Annotated in this window: 15 protein-coding genes; 8 read left to right on the top strand and 7 right to left on the bottom strand. The window is 34.1% G+C overall.

Translation table 11 applies throughout. The features are described from left to right. Window positions 1-79 precede the first annotated feature (79 nt). Window positions 80-1,078, bottom strand: a complete 999-nt coding sequence (porQ, locus tag KKQ76_RS06065; RefSeq protein WP_213196267.1) for a type IX secretion system protein PorQ — start codon at window positions 1,076-1,078, stop codon at window positions 80-82. A gap of 174 nt (window positions 1,079-1,252) precedes the next feature. Here porQ and pyrH point away from each other — a divergent pair, with 174 nt between their 5' ends. Next, on the top strand, window positions 1,253-1,960 hold the full coding sequence (pyrH, locus tag KKQ76_RS06060; protein WP_069796895.1) for a UMP kinase: 708 nt from the start codon (window positions 1,253-1,255) through the stop codon (window positions 1,958-1,960). Between the two features lie 29 nt (window positions 1,961-1,989). Beyond that, window positions 1,990-2,544 carry a ribosome recycling factor gene (gene frr, locus KKQ76_RS06055; protein ID WP_213196266.1) on the top strand — a complete coding sequence of 185 codons (555 nt, stop codon included), beginning with the start codon at window positions 1,990-1,992 and terminating at the stop codon, window positions 2,542-2,544. Window positions 2,545-2,653: 109 nt separating this feature from the next. Here the strand turns inward: frr and KKQ76_RS06050 are convergent, their stop codons facing one another. The 4 genes from KKQ76_RS06050 to KKQ76_RS06035 form a co-directional block, all read right to left on the bottom strand. Next, window positions 2,654-4,108 (bottom strand): LptF/LptG family permease, encoded by a 1,455-nt coding sequence (locus tag KKQ76_RS06050; RefSeq protein WP_213196265.1) that lies wholly within the window; start codon window positions 4,106-4,108, stop codon window positions 2,654-2,656. A 252-nt stretch (window positions 4,109-4,360) separates the two neighbouring features. Further along, window positions 4,361-4,990: a LolA family protein gene (locus KKQ76_RS06045; RefSeq protein ID WP_213196264.1), complete on the bottom strand. Its 630-nt coding sequence runs from the start codon at window positions 4,988-4,990 to the stop codon at window positions 4,361-4,363. A gap of 72 nt (window positions 4,991-5,062) precedes the next feature. Continuing rightward, window positions 5,063-5,608: a hypothetical protein gene (locus tag KKQ76_RS06040; protein WP_213196263.1), complete on the bottom strand. Its 546-nt coding sequence runs from the start codon at window positions 5,606-5,608 to the stop codon at window positions 5,063-5,065. 9 nt (window positions 5,609-5,617) lie between these two features. Further along, window positions 5,618-8,065: an FtsK/SpoIIIE family DNA translocase gene (locus KKQ76_RS06035; RefSeq protein ID WP_213196262.1), complete on the bottom strand. Its 2,448-nt coding sequence runs from the start codon at window positions 8,063-8,065 to the stop codon at window positions 5,618-5,620. A 318-nt stretch (window positions 8,066-8,383) separates the two neighbouring features. On the opposite strand from KKQ76_RS06035, the gene ccsB reads away from it, so the two are divergent. From ccsB to KKQ76_RS06015, 4 genes are all read left to right on the top strand, one after another. Further along, complete coding sequence (ccsB, locus tag KKQ76_RS06030; protein WP_213196261.1) at window positions 8,384-11,563, top strand: c-type cytochrome biogenesis protein CcsB; 3,180 nt, start codon at window positions 8,384-8,386, stop codon at window positions 11,561-11,563. 57 nt (window positions 11,564-11,620) lie between these two features. Continuing rightward, window positions 11,621-11,983, top strand: a complete 363-nt coding sequence (locus KKQ76_RS06025; protein ID WP_213196260.1) for a cupin domain-containing protein — start codon at window positions 11,621-11,623, stop codon at window positions 11,981-11,983. 342 nt (window positions 11,984-12,325) lie between these two features. Continuing rightward, entirely contained in the window at window positions 12,326-13,105 is a 780-nt protein-coding gene (locus KKQ76_RS06020; RefSeq protein ID WP_213196259.1) for an alpha/beta fold hydrolase, read from the top strand. Window positions 13,106-13,240: 135 nt separating this feature from the next. Then, complete coding sequence (locus KKQ76_RS06015) at window positions 13,241-13,702, top strand: Lrp/AsnC family transcriptional regulator (RefSeq protein ID WP_069796477.1); 462 nt, start codon at window positions 13,241-13,243, stop codon at window positions 13,700-13,702. A gap of 74 nt (window positions 13,703-13,776) precedes the next feature. On the opposite strand, the gene KKQ76_RS06010 is transcribed toward KKQ76_RS06015, so the two are convergent. Together KKQ76_RS06010 and KKQ76_RS06005 are read right to left on the bottom strand one after the other, a co-directional pair. Continuing rightward, a complete protein-coding gene (locus KKQ76_RS06010) occupies window positions 13,777-14,385 on the bottom strand; it encodes an HAD family hydrolase (protein WP_213196258.1) in 609 nt (202 codons plus the stop codon). 11 nt (window positions 14,386-14,396) lie between these two features. Then, window positions 14,397-14,831, bottom strand: coding sequence for a type I restriction enzyme HsdR N-terminal domain-containing protein (locus KKQ76_RS06005; protein WP_213196257.1), 435 nt, complete (start codon window positions 14,829-14,831; stop codon window positions 14,397-14,399). 4 nt (window positions 14,832-14,835) lie between these two features. Here KKQ76_RS06005 and holA point away from each other — a divergent pair, with 4 nt between their 5' ends. Next, complete coding sequence (gene holA, locus KKQ76_RS06000; protein WP_213196256.1) at window positions 14,836-15,867, top strand: DNA polymerase III subunit delta; 1,032 nt, start codon at window positions 14,836-14,838, stop codon at window positions 15,865-15,867. Window positions 15,868-15,869: 2 nt separating this feature from the next. Beyond that, window positions 15,870-16,832, top strand: coding sequence for a YitT family protein (locus KKQ76_RS05995; RefSeq protein WP_213196255.1), 963 nt, complete (start codon window positions 15,870-15,872; stop codon window positions 16,830-16,832). Window positions 16,833-16,911: the final 79 nt, after the last annotated feature.

Genomic DNA, 16,911 nt, shown 5'->3' with positions numbered 1-16,911 from the left:
TGAAAAGTTATTTATCCAAATATACAAAAGATTTCTTTCGATTAGTTTTCTAAAATCTAAAATCTAGAATCTAAAATCATCAACGTCTATTCCCAGAAAGTTCTAACAAATCCAGCATTAAGCCAATTTGATTTACATTGTCGGCGTTGTGATAACGAACATGGGAATAATCAAATCTAAAAGAAGAGATTTTGATTCCAAAACCAAAACTCAATCCAGAGAAATTTCTTTGGTCCAGAACTGCGAGTTCGTTTCCGCGTTTTACGTTGTAACCCATTCTAATGTTGAAGGCTTGTTCAGGAAACAATTCGATGCCACCAGAAAGATGGTCCATCAATTTTCTGCCAAAACCAACTTCTTTGCCATTGATATCATATGATTGAGAAATATTGAATTGCTGCAAATCATGATAAGTAATGGTGTAAGCCAAAGGAAATTCTGGTAAAATTCTGGTGTAACCAATATCTGCTCGGAAAGGCAATTGTTCTTTGGTTCCGTTGTAAGATTTAATTTGATATCCAAAATTTCTGAAAACCAAAGCCACCGTTTCTTTGGATTGTTCATTGTGATAAGTCACTCCAGCATTTGCCGAAATGGCCGAAGAAGTGTAATTGTCGATTTTAGAAGTGAGGTAATTCACATTGGCGCCAATCGTGAAATCATCATCAAACTGATAAGCATAACCTACGCCAAATGAAGCATCCATCGCAGAAAATTCGCCATTTACATTCCCAAATTCATCGGTTCTGGGTGTTTTTCCAAAGTCCAAAACTCTAGCATTGACGGAAATGAAATGTCCTGCCGTTAAATCTTTCACGTAATTAATGCTTCCCAAATTAGAACCCGCAATGTAAGAACCGTAATTAATCCCGATTCTATTGTCCATGTCTAGATTCATCAAAGCAGGATTGATGGCTGCAAAATTCACGTCATAATCTCTTACAGAAACCGCATCACCACCTAAAACAGCTTGTCTGGCAGAAACGGGAACATTCAGAAAAGGATAGACCTTGGTTCCAGTTTGTGCAGAAGACCATAATGCGAATAAACAGAAAGATGTGGTAAATAGTTTCTTCAAAATTTCAATTATAACTTTGCAAAAATAATTTATTTTACACTTTAACAAAAATTAAATGTGAAAACATAATTCTATTAACGAAATTCTTTACGATTCATTATATTTGCATTAAATTTATTTTTTGCCTCAAATCTATACTTTTTGAGACACCAATTTTGATAAAAAAATATAACAATGAAATACAAAAGAGTTCTTTTAAAATTAAGCGGAGAAGCTTTAATGGGTAGCAGACAATACGGAATTGATAATGATCGATTGGTAGAATATGCTAAAGAAATTAAAAAAGTAGTAGATGCAGGCGTAGAATTAGCAATTGTAATAGGTGGAGGAAATATTTTCCGTGGAGTAGCAGGAGCAGCCAAAGGTATGGATAGAGTGCAAGGCGATTATATGGGAATGTTGGCTACCGTAATTAATGGAATGGCGTTACAAGGCGCACTAGAAGACCAAGGCATTAAAACCAGATTGCAATCAGCAATCGAGATGGACAAAGTAGCAGAGCCTTTCATCAAAAGAAGAGCAGTAAGACACTTGGAAAAAGGAAGAGTGGTAATTTTCGGAGCAGGAACAGGTAATCCGTATTTTACGACAGATACTGCTGCTACATTGAGAGCTATAGAAATTGGTGCTGATGTAATTCTGAAAGGAACGAGAGTAGATGGAATCTACGATTCTGACCCAGAAAAAAATGCAGATGCAGTAAAATTCAATTCGCTTTCTTATGACGAAGTTTTTGAGAAAGATTTAAAAGTAATGGACATGACTGCATTTACCCTAAGTAAAGAAAATAATTTACCAATCATTGTTTTTGACATGAATAAAGACGGTAATTTATTAAAAGTAGTCTTAGGCGAAGAAGTAGGTACTCTTGTGAATATATAATGTGTAACTTATCAAATTTTCAATATACAATGGAAGAATTAAACATGATTATGGATATGGTAAAGCAAGAAATGGATGCTGCAATTAAGCACTTAGATCACGCTTTCCAAAAAATTAGAGCAGGTAGAGCTTCTACGTCTATGGTTCAAGATGTTGTGGTAGAATATTACGGAGCAATGTCGCCAATCAATCAAGTTGCGAATGTATCTGTTCCAGATGCGATGACGATTTCTATTCAACCATGGGATAGATCAGCGATTAACGCCATTGAAAAAGCGATTATCAATTCTAACCTTGGTTTTGCACCTTCTAATAATGGAGATACGATTATTCTAAACGTTCCACCATTAACTGAAGAAAGACGTAGAGATTTAGCAAAACAAGCGAAAGCGGAAACCGAACAAACCAAAGTAACCATCAGAAATGCTAGACATGATGGTATGAAAGAACTTAAAAAATTAGATGGCGTTTCTGAAGACATCATCAAAGATACAGAAGCTAAAATCCAAGAACTGACTGACAAGTATGTGAAATTAGCAGACGAACATCTTAAAGCAAAAGAAACAGATATTTTCAAAATCTAATGCTATAAACATAAGCAAAACAAAAACTCCAGAATTCTCTGGAGTTTTTTTATTATAAAATCTAGAATCTCATATCTAGAATCTCATATCTAGCATCTAGAATCTAGAATTATTGATAACGTTCGTGTTCTCTTTCTTTCACAAATTTGCTCCAAAGAGGCTTGGTCAGTGCTTTGTATTTTTCTACATCGAAAACTTGAGAATCGGTAAGTGCTTTATACGTGAGCCAAACACCAAAAGGAAATAAAACCAAATTAGAAAGCCAAGCTCCGAAATAAGGATTGAGTTTCCCTTTCCAAGTAATATTTTCTATGGTCAAGTTCATCACATAGAAGACAATAAAAATAATAATTGCAATCACCACAGGTAAACCTACACCTCCTTTTCTGATGATAGAACCCAAACTCGCGCCAATCATAAAGAAAATAAGACAAGTCACCGAATAAGCAATAATCCCTTGTTGATACATGATAATCTTGTTGTAATACTTTACAATATCTAAAATTTGGGTATCCTTGTTCTTTTTTTCGTTTTGTAGAAAAGAAATTTTAGTATATGCTTGATAGAGGACTTCTAACCTTTTATCTTCTTTTAATTTTTCTATTGCAAAAGGTTCTGTAGGTTTGGCAGGATTTTTAATTTTGTCGATGTAAGTCACATAATTATTGGTTTGTCCTACCATTTCTGAGTTAATAGAATTAAAACTAAAATCGTTTTCTTTCTTAACCTTTACAATCGTTTTATTAATTTCTTTATAATTTTGAAAACGGTAATCGTCAGTAATTTTTTCGTCTTCTATGGCTTTGTTGATGACGTCACTCACGTCAAAATGCTGAACCAGAGAATCAAATTTGACCGATTGACCAGGCTGTTTCAGTCGTTCTAAATAATTTTTATCTTGAATATTATCCTCGAAAATATAGCCATCATATAAAACCAATTTCAAATAATTTCTATTCGCAGCGGGTGTAAATTCACCTTTTTTAGCGATAATTGTTCTTTGGTCTTCATAAGCATTGGCCACTTTGTGCACAAAAACGCCTTCTAAATGTTCCCCGTTTTCCCCATAAATTTTGTCAAATTTTACTGTTGCTCCAGGCAATGAGTTGATGAATTGTCCCGCGGTAAAGTTGATGGCGGGTTTGGTGGCGGCAATATTGTACATCATGTTTTTGGCCTTCCTCTGAAAATCTGGAATCACATTATTCGAAAACACAAAAAGCATGATGGAAAGTAAAGAAACTACTACAAACAGAGGCATCATAATTCTCGTGAGGGAAATTCCCGCAGATTTCATGGCCGCGAGTTCATAGCGCTCCCCGAAATCTCCAAAAGTCATAATGGAAGCCAAAAGAATGGTCAGAGGTAATACCATTTTGACAACGTTTACACTCAGATAAAACAAGAATTTTACAATTTCCCAATTGCTCAAGCCTTTTCCTGTAAACTGCGAAAGCTGAATCCATACAATATTCACCATAAAGATGAAAAACAGCACGCTGAAAATAAATAGAAACGGCCCGAAAAATGTTTTTATAATATATTGATCGAGTTTCTTTAACATTTGCCAAAATTATGAAAAAAGTTAGAATTATTTTGGTTTTAGTTCTTTTGTCTTGAAACAAAAGAACCAAAAGTTCAAGACTTGAATGCTCAGCTAAATAATTGAAATCTATTCTAAAATCCCTAAAACTTGTCTTCGCTTTGCTTCGACTTCAAACAGCAGGAATTTTTTAACGCCTAGATTTCAATTATTTTTAACGCCTCCGCATTCTATGTCATAGAAAAATCCTTCTCATTTTGAGAAGGATTAACGTTATAATTCTGTAATCAGGTAATTCTTGTACTTGGTTTTGTCAAAGCTAAAAGTAGAAGTACTTAAACTTTGGTTTTCTTTGTATTGATTTACGGTAATCACGGCCAAATCATTGCCTGATGAAGTCTGTACAATTTTAGCAATCTGCTTTTTAGGAGTATTGATATACAAAACCACACTTTTTACTCCATTATCTTTTACAGGAACCATTTTGATGAGGTCTAGACCGCCACTTTTTCCTGCATAGGTTACGGTGTAGCCTGTTTTGTATTCATCAAGGTAATTGATAGGTGAAAGTGCTTTTTCTGAACCATTTGGTTGAGCAATTGTCACTTCTTGGTCTTCTTTAGAAATGTTGTACACTTTTTTTCCGTCAAAAATCTGCTCATTTCCCATGATATTCAGTTTATATTGAGTAGGAGTAGAGTAGAAGATACCAGTTTCGGTTTTGCTCACTTTTCCCGTTCCCGTTCCGTAAGAAAATTTGAAATAGGTATTTTTCTTCGCTTTATAATTTTTAGAAACGGTTTCTAAAATAGTTTTGGCTTTAGCATCTACTTTTTGCGCGAACGAAAATGTAAAACTTCCAACCAAAGCACTTGCTAATATAATCTTGTTAAAATATTTCATGTTTTTATTTTTAATGATTCTTGGTGTAGATTTCAAAAAGCGAGCCAAGAAATCTTAAATTTTCTTAACGTTTTAATTTTTTCGTTTTCTAAGATACTTGCTAAATATATTTATGTATCTGTCATCAAAACGAACCAATGTTATTTGATTCCATTTAATTTGGGTTTCTTCATCACTCAAAAAACCTTTTGAGTCAAAGTAATGGATATAAACTGAACTTTTGTTGACTTTAATTATTGGTCCAATATCAAATGTCTTATCATCTATGTCTTCATTTTCGATGATAACATTTAAATCAGTTTTTTTTATTGATTTAAATAATGTTTCCCAATTATTAAGATTTATTTTATGTTTTAAATTCACCTTTTCAAGAAGATTTTCACCTTGTAATATTTTATGATAATATTTGTCAGAATTATTTCTTCTTATTTTCTCAATTGTTGATATTGGAAAAATCACATATCCTAAAATATTGAAATCATCACTTTCTTGAATAATTAAAAATTCTTTAGAATACGCTACAATGAATCCACTTATGGTTTCAAAATCTCCTCGAAAAATTTTACAAAAATTTTTCTCTTCAAAATGAAGTTTAATTTGAGAACTTAAATTTTCCATGAGTATTTATTACTTCCTCAATTCTTCCAAGAAACTTTCCAAAGAATTTAAATCAGAAATCATGACTTCTCTTGCTTTAGCACCATTGAAACCACCTACAATTCCTGCAGCTTCTAATTGGTCCATAATTCTACCAGCTCTGTTATAGCCCAATTTTAATTGTCTCTGAAGCATAGAAGTAGAACCTTGTTGTGTAGAAACAATAATTCTCGCCGCTTCTTCGAAGAGTTGGTCTTTTTCATTAGGATCAAAACTTCCCACCGTAGAAGTGGTTTCTTCCCCTGAATATTCCGGCAACATAAATGCAGAAGCGTAACCTTTTTGTTCGCCAATGTATTCTGCAATTTTCTCCACTTCTGGAGTATCTACAAATGCACATTGCAATCTCAATAAGTCATTTCCGTTGAAATACAGCATATCACCTTTTCCTATCAATTGCTCTGCACCAGTAGAATCTAAAATCGTTCTAGAATCTACCGAAGAAATTACTCTAAACGCTGCTCTTGCTGGGAAATTCGCTTTAATCATACCAGTAATGACGTTTACAGATGGTCTTTGAGTCGCTACAATCAAGTGAATTCCTACTGCTCTTGCTAATTGGGCTAATCTGGCAATTGGGAGTTCTACTTCTTTCCCTGCCGTCATGATAAGGTCTGCAAATTCGTCTACCACAAGTACGATGTAAGGCATGTAACGGTGACCGTTTTCTGGATTGAGTTTACGCTCCGTGAATTTCTTATTGTATTCCTTAATATTTTTACAAAAAGCATTTTTCAGCAAATCATAACGCGTATCCATTTCTATACAAAGAGAGTTCAGCGTGTTAATCACTTTATGCGTATCTGTAATAATAGCGTCTTCGCCATCTGGAAGTTTAGCCAAATAATGTCTTTCAATTTTAGAATACAATGAAAGTTCTACTTTTTTAGGGTCTACCATTACAAATTTTAATTCTGATGGATGTTTTTTGTAAAGTAGGGAAGTAAGAATGGCGTTAATCCCAACAGATTTTCCTTGTCCAGTTGCTCCCGCCATCAATAAGTGAGGCATTTTGGCTAAATCTGCCACGAAAACTTCATTAGAAATCGTTTTCCCGAAAACTACTGGCAAATCCATATCTGCATTTTGGAATTTCGGTGAAGAAATAACACTTCGCATAGAAACCATCGAAGGATTTTTGCGTGGAACTTCTATTCCTATTGTTCCCTTTCCTGGCATTGGTGCGATAATTCTAATGCCTAGAGCAGATAAATTCAAGGCGATGTCATCTTGTAATTTTTTGATCGCCGCTACTCTGATTCCCGCTTCTGGAACGATTTCGTAAAGCGTAACAGTAGGACCAATGGTTGCTTTAATTTCTGCAATGCCTACGTTGAAGTTTTTCAGTAAGCCAACGATTTTATTTTTATTTTCTTCGAGTTCGTCTTTATTGATGGCGATTTCTTCGTTGCCATATTCTCTTAAAAGTTCAATTTTTGGCATTTGGAAATTCGCCAAATCCAATTTATGGTCATACAAACCGTGTTTGTCTACCAAATCCTTAGCTTTTCTTTCAGAATCGTCTAAATCTTCTTTCACTTCTTCAATGCTGAAAGCAATATTGTCTGCAGGCTTTTCTTCTTTTTGAAAACTAAAACCTGTAGGCTCTAAATCTTTTTCCTTTGTCATGTTGAGCACAGAAGAAGGTTCTGCGGACGAAGTCCTCGAAACATCTGTCTTAGGAACTTCCAAGCCTGTCTGATGAGGTGTTTTAATAGTTTCAAAAGTTTCTGTTTTTGGAACTTCAACTTCCGAAGTGACTTTTAGATTTTCAAAAGGAGGTTCTTCTTTCAGTTCTTTGTCTGCTTCGAAATCTTCATCGGCATCATAATCTGGGGCAAATTTATCTTTAATAGAGTCTATTTGATTTTTTATTGAACTCGGTCTTAGATTAAATTCTAAAACAAAATACAGGATAATCGCCGCTAAAAGCGTCATCCACAATCCGAAATCACCAATAATAGAAGCCAAATATTCTTGAATTTCATTTCCGAAAACACCACTTAATGTTCCGTTTCCTTTGGTGATGGCACCCATAAGAATAGGAAGCCAACAAAGAAAAAAGAGAGAGTGAGAAAGGGTTTTCCAGATTTTAAAATAGTTTTTCTTCAAGATTTGGAAACCTAAAACCATCATCAAAAAAGCCACAATGAAAGCAGCAATCCCGATACTGTCGAAAATAAAAATATTCCCGAGCCAATCTCCCACTTTTCCAAAAATATTAGAAGATTTAATACTTTTATCCAACATTGCACCGGTCTGACTTTGGTTAGCCTTCCAATTCAGTAAATAAGATGCGAAAGATAGTGCAAACACTACCGATAAAAACAAAAATAAAAGTCCGAAAAAAATTCTGGGTTTAGAGAGCGTCTTGCTTTCTTCTACCTCTTGTCTATTGTTAGATGCTAATTTTGCCATAATGTGATAACACGCAAAGGTAATATTTTATATGAAAAATGAAAACATTTGAAATCGTTTTTAATTCTAAAAATAGTAACTTTTTAACTAGAAATAGCATTTAATTTTCTGATTTTGAGGTCTTCAAATGCAAAATGAGGATTCGTCTTTTATGAGATTGAATTTTTATACAGAGAAATCAAATGATTCAATGAACCAAAGAAGTTAAAAAAAAGCAAAATTTTATAAAATTTTAACACAGTTATAGATAAAATCCAACTATCAAAATTCGCTAATTCAATTTATAGAATGTATTTTTGTGCAGTTTAAAAATCTATAATGAAAAAACTGATTAATATTCTGATTTCTACGAGAACAATGGCTGTTTTATTGTTCGTTTATGCTTTTGCAATGGCTTATGCCACTTTTGTAGAAAACGATTACGGAACACCTACTGCCAAAGCTTTAATCTATGAAGCAAAATGGTTCGAAGTAGTAATGATTTTACTTATTATTAACTTTATTGGTAATATTAATAGATACAGACTTTGGAGAAGAGAAAAATGGCCGTTATTGGTGTTTCACTTGGCTTTTGTCTTTATTTTTATTGGGGGTGCAATCACCCGTTACATCAGTTACGAAGGGCAAATGCACATCAGAGAAGGAGAAACTTCTAATGAAATCATTACCGATAAAAATTTCTTTAAAATTCAAATCGAAAGAGGTGGCGACCGTTTAAGCTATGCCGAAATTCCTTATATGATGGCTTCTCAAGAACCACTCATTGCGAAAATTATTCCTCACAGATTTAAGGCAAAGTATGATTTCCATGGTGAACTTGTTCAAGTAGAACAGTTGGAATATATTCAGAGAAAAAAAGACAGTTTAGTTGTCAGCGATTCAGGTAAAGAATATCTTCATTTGGTTTCAACCAATGATAATGGAAGAGAAGATATTTATTTGGGTTCTGGTGAGGTAAAAAGCATCAATGGATTCTTAGTTTCTTTCAATAAAGGAATAGAAGGAGCAGTAGAATTCAAACAAGAAAACGGAAATCTATTCATAAAAACGCCTGTAGAAGCCAATTACATGACCATGGCAACTCAAGCAACTGGTGTGACCAAGAAAGATGAATTCCAGCCATTGGTTTTAAGAAGTCTTTATACCATCGAAAATTTAAAATTGGTAGTTCCGGAACCATTGAAAAAAGGAAACCTAATTGCCTATTCTGGAGATAAAAAAAGAGACCAAAATGTTCCTGACATGTTAAAAGTTTTGGTAAAAGGTCCAAAAACAGAACAAACCATCGATTTGTCAGTAGAAAAGGGAAATCCTAACGCATTTAAACAAATGACAATTGACGGATTAAATATCATTCTAGGTTTTGGTCCGAAAGTATATCAAACTCCATTTGCTTTGAAATTAGATGATTTCGTGATGGAAACTTACCCAGGTAGTGATTCTCCATCTGCGTATGAATCACACGTACAAATTGTAGACGAAGGCAAACAAACGCCTTATAAAATTTATATGAATCACGTTTTAAATTACAAAGGTTATAGATTCTTCCAGGCGAGTTTTGATCCAGACAGACAAGGAACCGTACTGTCTGTAAATCACGATTTCTGGGGAACTTTGGTAACATATATTGGCTATGCATTCTTATTTTTAGGATTGTTTGTAGCACTTTTCTGGAAAGGAACACACTTCTGGAAACTGAACCAATCTCTAAAAGATATGGCGAAAAAGAAAGTAGCGATTTTCCTTTTATTGTTCTCAATGGTGGGGTTAAATGCTCAAGAGCATCAACATAAAGAAGGAGAAGTACATGCTGAAGCTGCGCCAACTGCTCAACCGCAAAGTGTGCCTCAACAAATGGTTCACGCTGAAATTTCTAAAGAACATGCCGATAAATTCGGGTATCTTCTCGTGCAAGGTTTTGACGGAAGAATTGAACCGATGAATACTCAAGCGTTAGATGTTTTGAGAAAATTAGCCAAAAAAGAAAAATGGGGAGAGCTCAATGCGAACCAGTGGTTCTTGTCGATAAACATCAATCCGATGGCTTGGATGAATGATAAAATCATCAAAATCGGAACAAAAGGTGGCGAAGAATTAAAGAAAAAAACCAAAGCCAACGAAGATGGCTATACTTCTATGATGAATCTTTTCGTAACCGATGCGATGGGAATGCCGAAATTCATTTTAGAAGAAGATTTCAATACGGCTTTTAGAAAAAAACCTGCAGAACAAAGCAATTATGATAAAGAAGTTATTTCTGTAAACGAAAGAGTACAAGTTTTCTACGGATTGCTTTCTGGACAATATTTTAGAGTTGTTCCTATTCAAAACGACCCTAATCATACTTGGAACTCTTGGCTAGATGCAGAACAAAAAGCAGATGCTCAAGCACAAAATGTGATTGCGCCTTATTTCATCAGCGTAGTAGATGCTTCTAGAAACGGAGATTGGACAAAAGCAGATGAAGCGCTAACCAAAATTCAAGAATATCAAAAAACTTGGGGTAAAAATGTACTTCCAGATGAGAGTAAAGTGAGTCTTGAAGTCTTCATGAATAAAGCAAATCTAAACTTCTGGTTATTGATTTTCTATACCATCATTGGAGGTTTATTAATCGTTTTAGGGTTTATAGAGCTATTCAAACCGAACAAAATATTACACAAAGTAATCAAATCTATCATTTACATCGGAGTAGTAGGATATTTCCTTCACTTCTTAGGGTTAATTGCAAGATGGTATATTTCTGGTCACGCTCCTTGGAGTAATGGTTACGAAGCGATTGTATTTATTTCTTGGGTGGGAATTTCAGCAGGTTTAATGCTGTACAGAAATGCCAATGCACTCATTCCAGCTGCAGGATTTATGGTAGCGGTAATCATGATGGGATTTGCGCATGGTGGTTCTCAATTAGACCCGCAAATCACACCTTTAGTACCAGTGTTGAAGTCGTATTGGTTAATTATTCACGTAGCGATTATTACCAGCAGTTATGGTTTCTTCGCTTTGTCAATGATTATTGCAGTAATTTCATTGTTTTTCTATATTATTTCAAGTAAAAATACATTTGATAAACATGACCATTCTACGATAAAAGAATTAACCATCGTTTCAGAAATGTCCCTAACCATTGGTTTATTTGCCTTAACTGTTGGGAATTTCTTAGGGGGAATTTGGGCGAATGAATCTTGGGGTAGATACTGGAGCTGGGACCCGAAAGAAACTTGGGCATTCATTTCTATCATTGTGTACGCATTTGTACTACACATGAGATTAGTTCCAGGTTTGAGAGGAAGATATGCCTTCCACTTAATGACCATGTTTGCATTCTGTAGTATGGTAATGACCTATTTTGGAGTAAATTATTACCTTTCAGGATTGCATTCTTATGCAGCAGGAGATCCTATTCCTGTTCCTGCTTGGGTGTATATCAGTGTTGGAGTAATGACGGCATTAGGTCTAGGTGCTTATTACAAACACAAAAAATTGACTGCAAAGTAATATAAAATTCAAACCTTTATCTTTAATTTTGATAAAGGTTTTTTTAATAATAATTTTATGGAAAAGAAATATAAAATTCAAAAAAATCCTTTTGTAGTGCCTACTACAGATGGTAAATTAATTCAAGAACATTGGGGAAATTCTACAGGGAATTCAGAAATTTCTATTGCACACATGATTGCGCCACCACATTGGAGCGAACCGCATCAAACGCCAGAATTTGATGAATTTACCATCATTATGAGAGGAAAAAAACAGTTTGAAATAGATGGGGAAACATTAGTTTTAGAAGCTGGACAAAGCATTTTAATCCAAAAAGGGGCAAGAATTCGTTACAGCAACCCTTTCGAAGAAGAATGTGAATATTTAGCCATTTGTTTGCCTGCTTTTTCCATGGATTTGGTGAATAGAGAAGAATAAAGTATTCAAAATTACACCCTTTAGGGAAGGGGAAAATGATTTTGAATATTTAGCCATCTGTTTGCCTGCTTTTTCCATGGATTTGGTAAATAGAGAAGAATAAAGTATTCAAAATTACACCCTTTAGGGAAGGGGAAAATAATTTTGAATATTTAGCCATCTGTTTGCCTGCTTTTTCTATGGATTTGGTGAATAGAGAAGGATAAAGTATTCAAAACTACGCTTTATAGAAAAGAGAAATAATTTTGAGAAAGTTTTTTTATTGATAAAAGATATAAAAATTCACAAAAAATTAATTCTATTGATTGCATAATATTATATTTTTGTAAAAAAGTTTAAAATTTGATTTCATATACTATTTATCAAAATTCTGAAAGTGCAGAATGGGTGACCTTTGTGCATGGAGCTGGAGGAAGCTCTACCATTTGGTTCAAACAAATCCGTGAGTTTCAGAAGAAATTCAATGTCTTATTGCTCGATTTACGAGGACATGGCAGCTCTAATAAATTAAAGGCTAAGAAATACACCTTTCAATCCATTGCACATGATATTTTAGAAGTTATAGACCATCTTAAAATCAAAAGTTCTCATTTTGTGGGGATTTCTTTAGGTTCTATTGTGATTCGTCAGTTGGCAGAAATGCGACCAGAAAGAGTAAAATCTATGGTGATGGGAGGAGCTATTCTGAAAATGAATTTCCGCTCACAGATTTTAATGAAAATCGGCAATGTTTTTAAATATATTTTACCATATTTGGTTTTGTATCGTCTTTTTGCTTTCATTATTATGCCGAAGAAAAACCATAAGTCTTCGCGAAATCTCTTTATCAATGAAGCAAAGAAATTATACCAAAAAGAATTCATCAAGTGGTTTAAATTGACGACAGAAATTAATCCAGTTTTGCGTTGGTTCAGACAAAAGGAACTCAATATTCCCACTTTTTATGTGATGGGAGAAGAGGATTATATGTTTTTGCCTTCGGTAAAAGAAGTGGTAAAAAACCACGAAAAATCATCGAGTTTATTGGTGATAGAAAACTGCGGTCACGTAGTCAATGTAGATGCTCCACATGTTTTCAACAGCAAAGTAATTCGATTTTTAGAATCCCTCAAGAGATCTTAAATTCATCCATCATCTATATTCCATCAACCAACAACCAACAACTCCTTTTGTAGATTTTTTTTATGGTCAAACTTCCAAAATACAGGATATTTTAAAAATAATTCTTATTTTTGACTTCGTTTTTAGATAAAATTTATGAAGTCACTCGATAAGTTAGATTACAAAATCCTCAATATTCTGCAAGAAGATAACACGATTGCCATCAAAGATTTAGCAGAAAGAATTGGTTTATCTTTCACACCCACTTACGAAAGAGTAAAGTCTCTCAAAAACAATGGAATCATCAAGAAATATGTAGCCATAGTAGATAGAGAAAAAGTAGGGTACGAGTTGGTGGCGTATTGCAATGTAACCATCAAAAATAAATCAGTGGAAATCTTGAGAGATTTTGAGGAAAAACTCAACAAATGTCCTGAAATTGTAGAAGTAGTAAGCGTTTCTGGTGTGTATGATTACATGATTAAAATTGTGACCAAAAACATCAAAGAATACAATGATTTTGTAGAAAAAACATTTACCAATTATCCACACATAGGAGATTATCACAGCAGCATCGTACTCTGTACGGTAAAAGAAGAAACCAAAATTTTCTTGTAAAATTTTTGAAATAAAAGATAGAAAGTCACATCATCACGATGTGACTTTTTTGATGGAATATGTTTTTGATGAATTTAAAAATCTAAACCTAAATTTTTAAGTTCGGTTTCTAAATTCATGTTTTCATTCACATGAACTGTTATGAAATCTAAACTTTTTGCCGTTTCGATGTTGTGGAAATTATCGTCAATAAAAACAGATTCATCGGCTTTTATTTGATAACGGTCGAGGAGAACTTCCCAAATTTTAGGGTTTGGTTTGATAAGTTTTTCTTCACCAGAAACCACGATTTTTCCTTCAAAAACATTGAAGAATTCATAATTAGATAAAGCGTAAGGAAAAAATTCTGCCGACCAATTCGTAAGCCCGAAAAGTTCATATTTTCCTTTTAATCTTTGCAAAACACTTACGTTTTCGGGTATGTCTGAACGCAACATGATGTGCCAGTTTTCATAATACGCCAATATCTCTTTTTCCCATTCTGGGTGCTTAGAAATGAGCAAAGCATTGGCTTCGGCTACACTTCTGCCTCGGTCTTGTTCTGCATTCCATTCATTGGTGGCAATATTTCCCAAGAAATATTCCATTTTTTCGTCGTCATTGAAATAATCTCTGAAAAAATAACGCGGGTCCCAATCCATAACCACACCGCCAAAATCAAAGATGATATTTTTGATATTCATGTTTTTCTTATTTATAATTCTACTTTTTCGAAATGATAGTTTCCATTTTCAAATCTCGCAGCAATATGCTGTAAACCATTGCTCAAAATAATTTTTTCAGCACCAATTATTGAATTGTATCGGGCAATTTGTTCAAAAGTTTGTTCGGTAAGGGTAATCTGCGGTGCTTTGAGTTCTACCAAAATTTTAGGTGCTGTTTTTTCGGTAATCAAGAGGTCTATCCTCTTAATCGTTCCGTTTAATTCTAGTTTTTTTTCGAGAATTAATGCAGATTTTGCATACTTTTTTATTTGAGTGAAATAGTGTACGAAATGCTGTCTTACCCACTCTTCAGGAGTGAGAACCAACCAAGATTTCCTTACCATATCATAAATAAAAAACGTATCTTTGTCTCGCTTGATATCAAAAACAAAATCTTCTTTAAAATTTAATTTCGGCAGCTGCATTCAGATGAAAGAATTAGAACAGATTTTCAAACATATTAAAAATAGGGAATTTTTACCCATCTACTTTTTCCATGGCGAAGAAGCTTTTTTTATAGACGCAGCTGTAAAAGCATTAGAAAATGATGTGCTTACAGAAGACGAAAAAGCTTTTAACCAAACGGTAGTCTATGGCAAAGATACCAATTATAATGATATTTTGGCACTTTCTAGACAGTATCCTATGATGGGAGACAAGCAACTCATCATCGTAAAAGAAGCACAAGACTTAAAATTAAATGAAGACGAATCTAGAATTTTAGAAAACTACGCCACAAATCCTGTGGAATCTACCATTCTGGTCTTTGCACACAAGCATAAAAAAGTAGACAGCCGAAAAAAAGTGTTCAAAGTTCTGGACAAAGCACATATGCTCTTTCACAGCGAACCTGTAAAAGATTATAACTTGGCGAAATGGATAGAAGACGAATCTAGGAACCTTCAAATAAAACTAGCGCCAGGAATTGCTCAGCTATTGGCAGATTATTTAGGGAATGACCTTTCCAGAATTTCGAATGAGCTCAATAAAATGAAATTGGTGCTGAAAGAAGGAGAAGTTCTAGACGGTAAACTCGTAGAAACGCACATTGGGATTTCTAAGGAATTTAATGTTTTTGAGTTGCAAAAAGCACTCGGAAAAAAAGATAGCAATCAAGCCTTCAAAATTGCGTATTACATGGGAAAAAATCCCAAAACCAATCCTATTGTCATGACCATAGGAAATCTCTATAATTTTTTCAGCAATGTAGTGATGTATCATACCGTAGCGAATCAAGGCCAAAGTCTTATTGCATCAGCATTGGGTGTGAATCCTTATTTTGTGAAAGATTATGCAGAAGCGGCCAGAAATTATCCGTTGAAATTTGCAACCAGAGTTATCTCTGTTTTGAGAGAAATTGATTTAAAATCAAAAGGTCTAGGCGCGGTAAATATGGAAGATGGCGAACTTTTAAAAGAAATGGTCTACAAAATTGTAAACATTGATAAAATCAAAAGCTAAAAATGATTAAAAATATCTGGAAACACATTATTTTACTCATTCTTCGTTTACAAGGCGAAGCAGATACCAGTCGGTACAAAGTCATTAAAACCAAAAATAATATTTTGGTTTCCCTAAGAAACGAATTCAAAAATTTTTTACTCATCACCATTGGTGTATTTTCTGCAGGTTTTGGTTTCAAAGGATTTCTTTTGACCAATAAATTTATTGATGGTGGTGCAACAGGGATTTCGTTGTTGGTTTCTGCGTTGACAGAAATTCCGATTTATTACTTAATTCCTCTCATCAACTTGCCTTTCATTATTATGGGGCACAAAACCGTGGGAATCAATTTTGCGGTAAAAACAGCGCTTGCAATTGGCGGTTTGGCTTTGGTTTTGGCCAATGTAGACTTCCCAAATGTAACCAATGATAATATTTTAGTGGCGGTATTTGGTGGTTTCTTTTTAGGAGCAGGAATCGGTTTGTCCATTAGAGGAGGTGCTGTAATTGACGGAACTGAAGTTTTAGCATTATATTTAAGTAAAAAATTAGGGACGACTATCGGAGATGTAATTATCATCATCAATGTAATGATTTTCTCTGCTGCAGCGTACTTTTTAGGCGTAGAAATCGCTTTGTATTCCATGATTACGTATTTATCGGCTTCTAAAACGTTGGATTTTATTGTAGAGGGGATTGAAGAATACATTGGGGTAACCATCGTTTCTTCAAAATGTGAAGAAATTAAAGAAATGATTTACAATAAATTAGGAAGAGGAGTTACCGTTTATAATGGTAAAAAAGGTTTTGGAAAACGAGGAATGAAAGAAGATAGCGATATTATTTTTACGGTTATTACTCGTTTAGAAGTAAGCAAACTGACCACGGAATTAGAGAAAATTGCGCCTACCGCATTCGTGGTGATGCACACGGTAAAAGATACTAAAGGTGGAATGATTAAGAAAAGACCATTGAAACATTAAGTTCAACTTTTCATCATATAAAAATTTTCAAAATTGGAAAATCAAATCAAAAATTGCTTTCATTGAAAAAATTCATGAG

The organism is Cloacibacterium caeni, from assembly GCF_907163105.1.
In the GTDB taxonomy this organism is placed as follows: domain Bacteria; phylum Bacteroidota; class Bacteroidia; order Flavobacteriales; family Weeksellaceae; genus Cloacibacterium; species Cloacibacterium caeni_A.
Note: the sequence above shows the minus strand (reverse complement) of the source record. Positions and strands in the feature narration are given on the sequence as shown.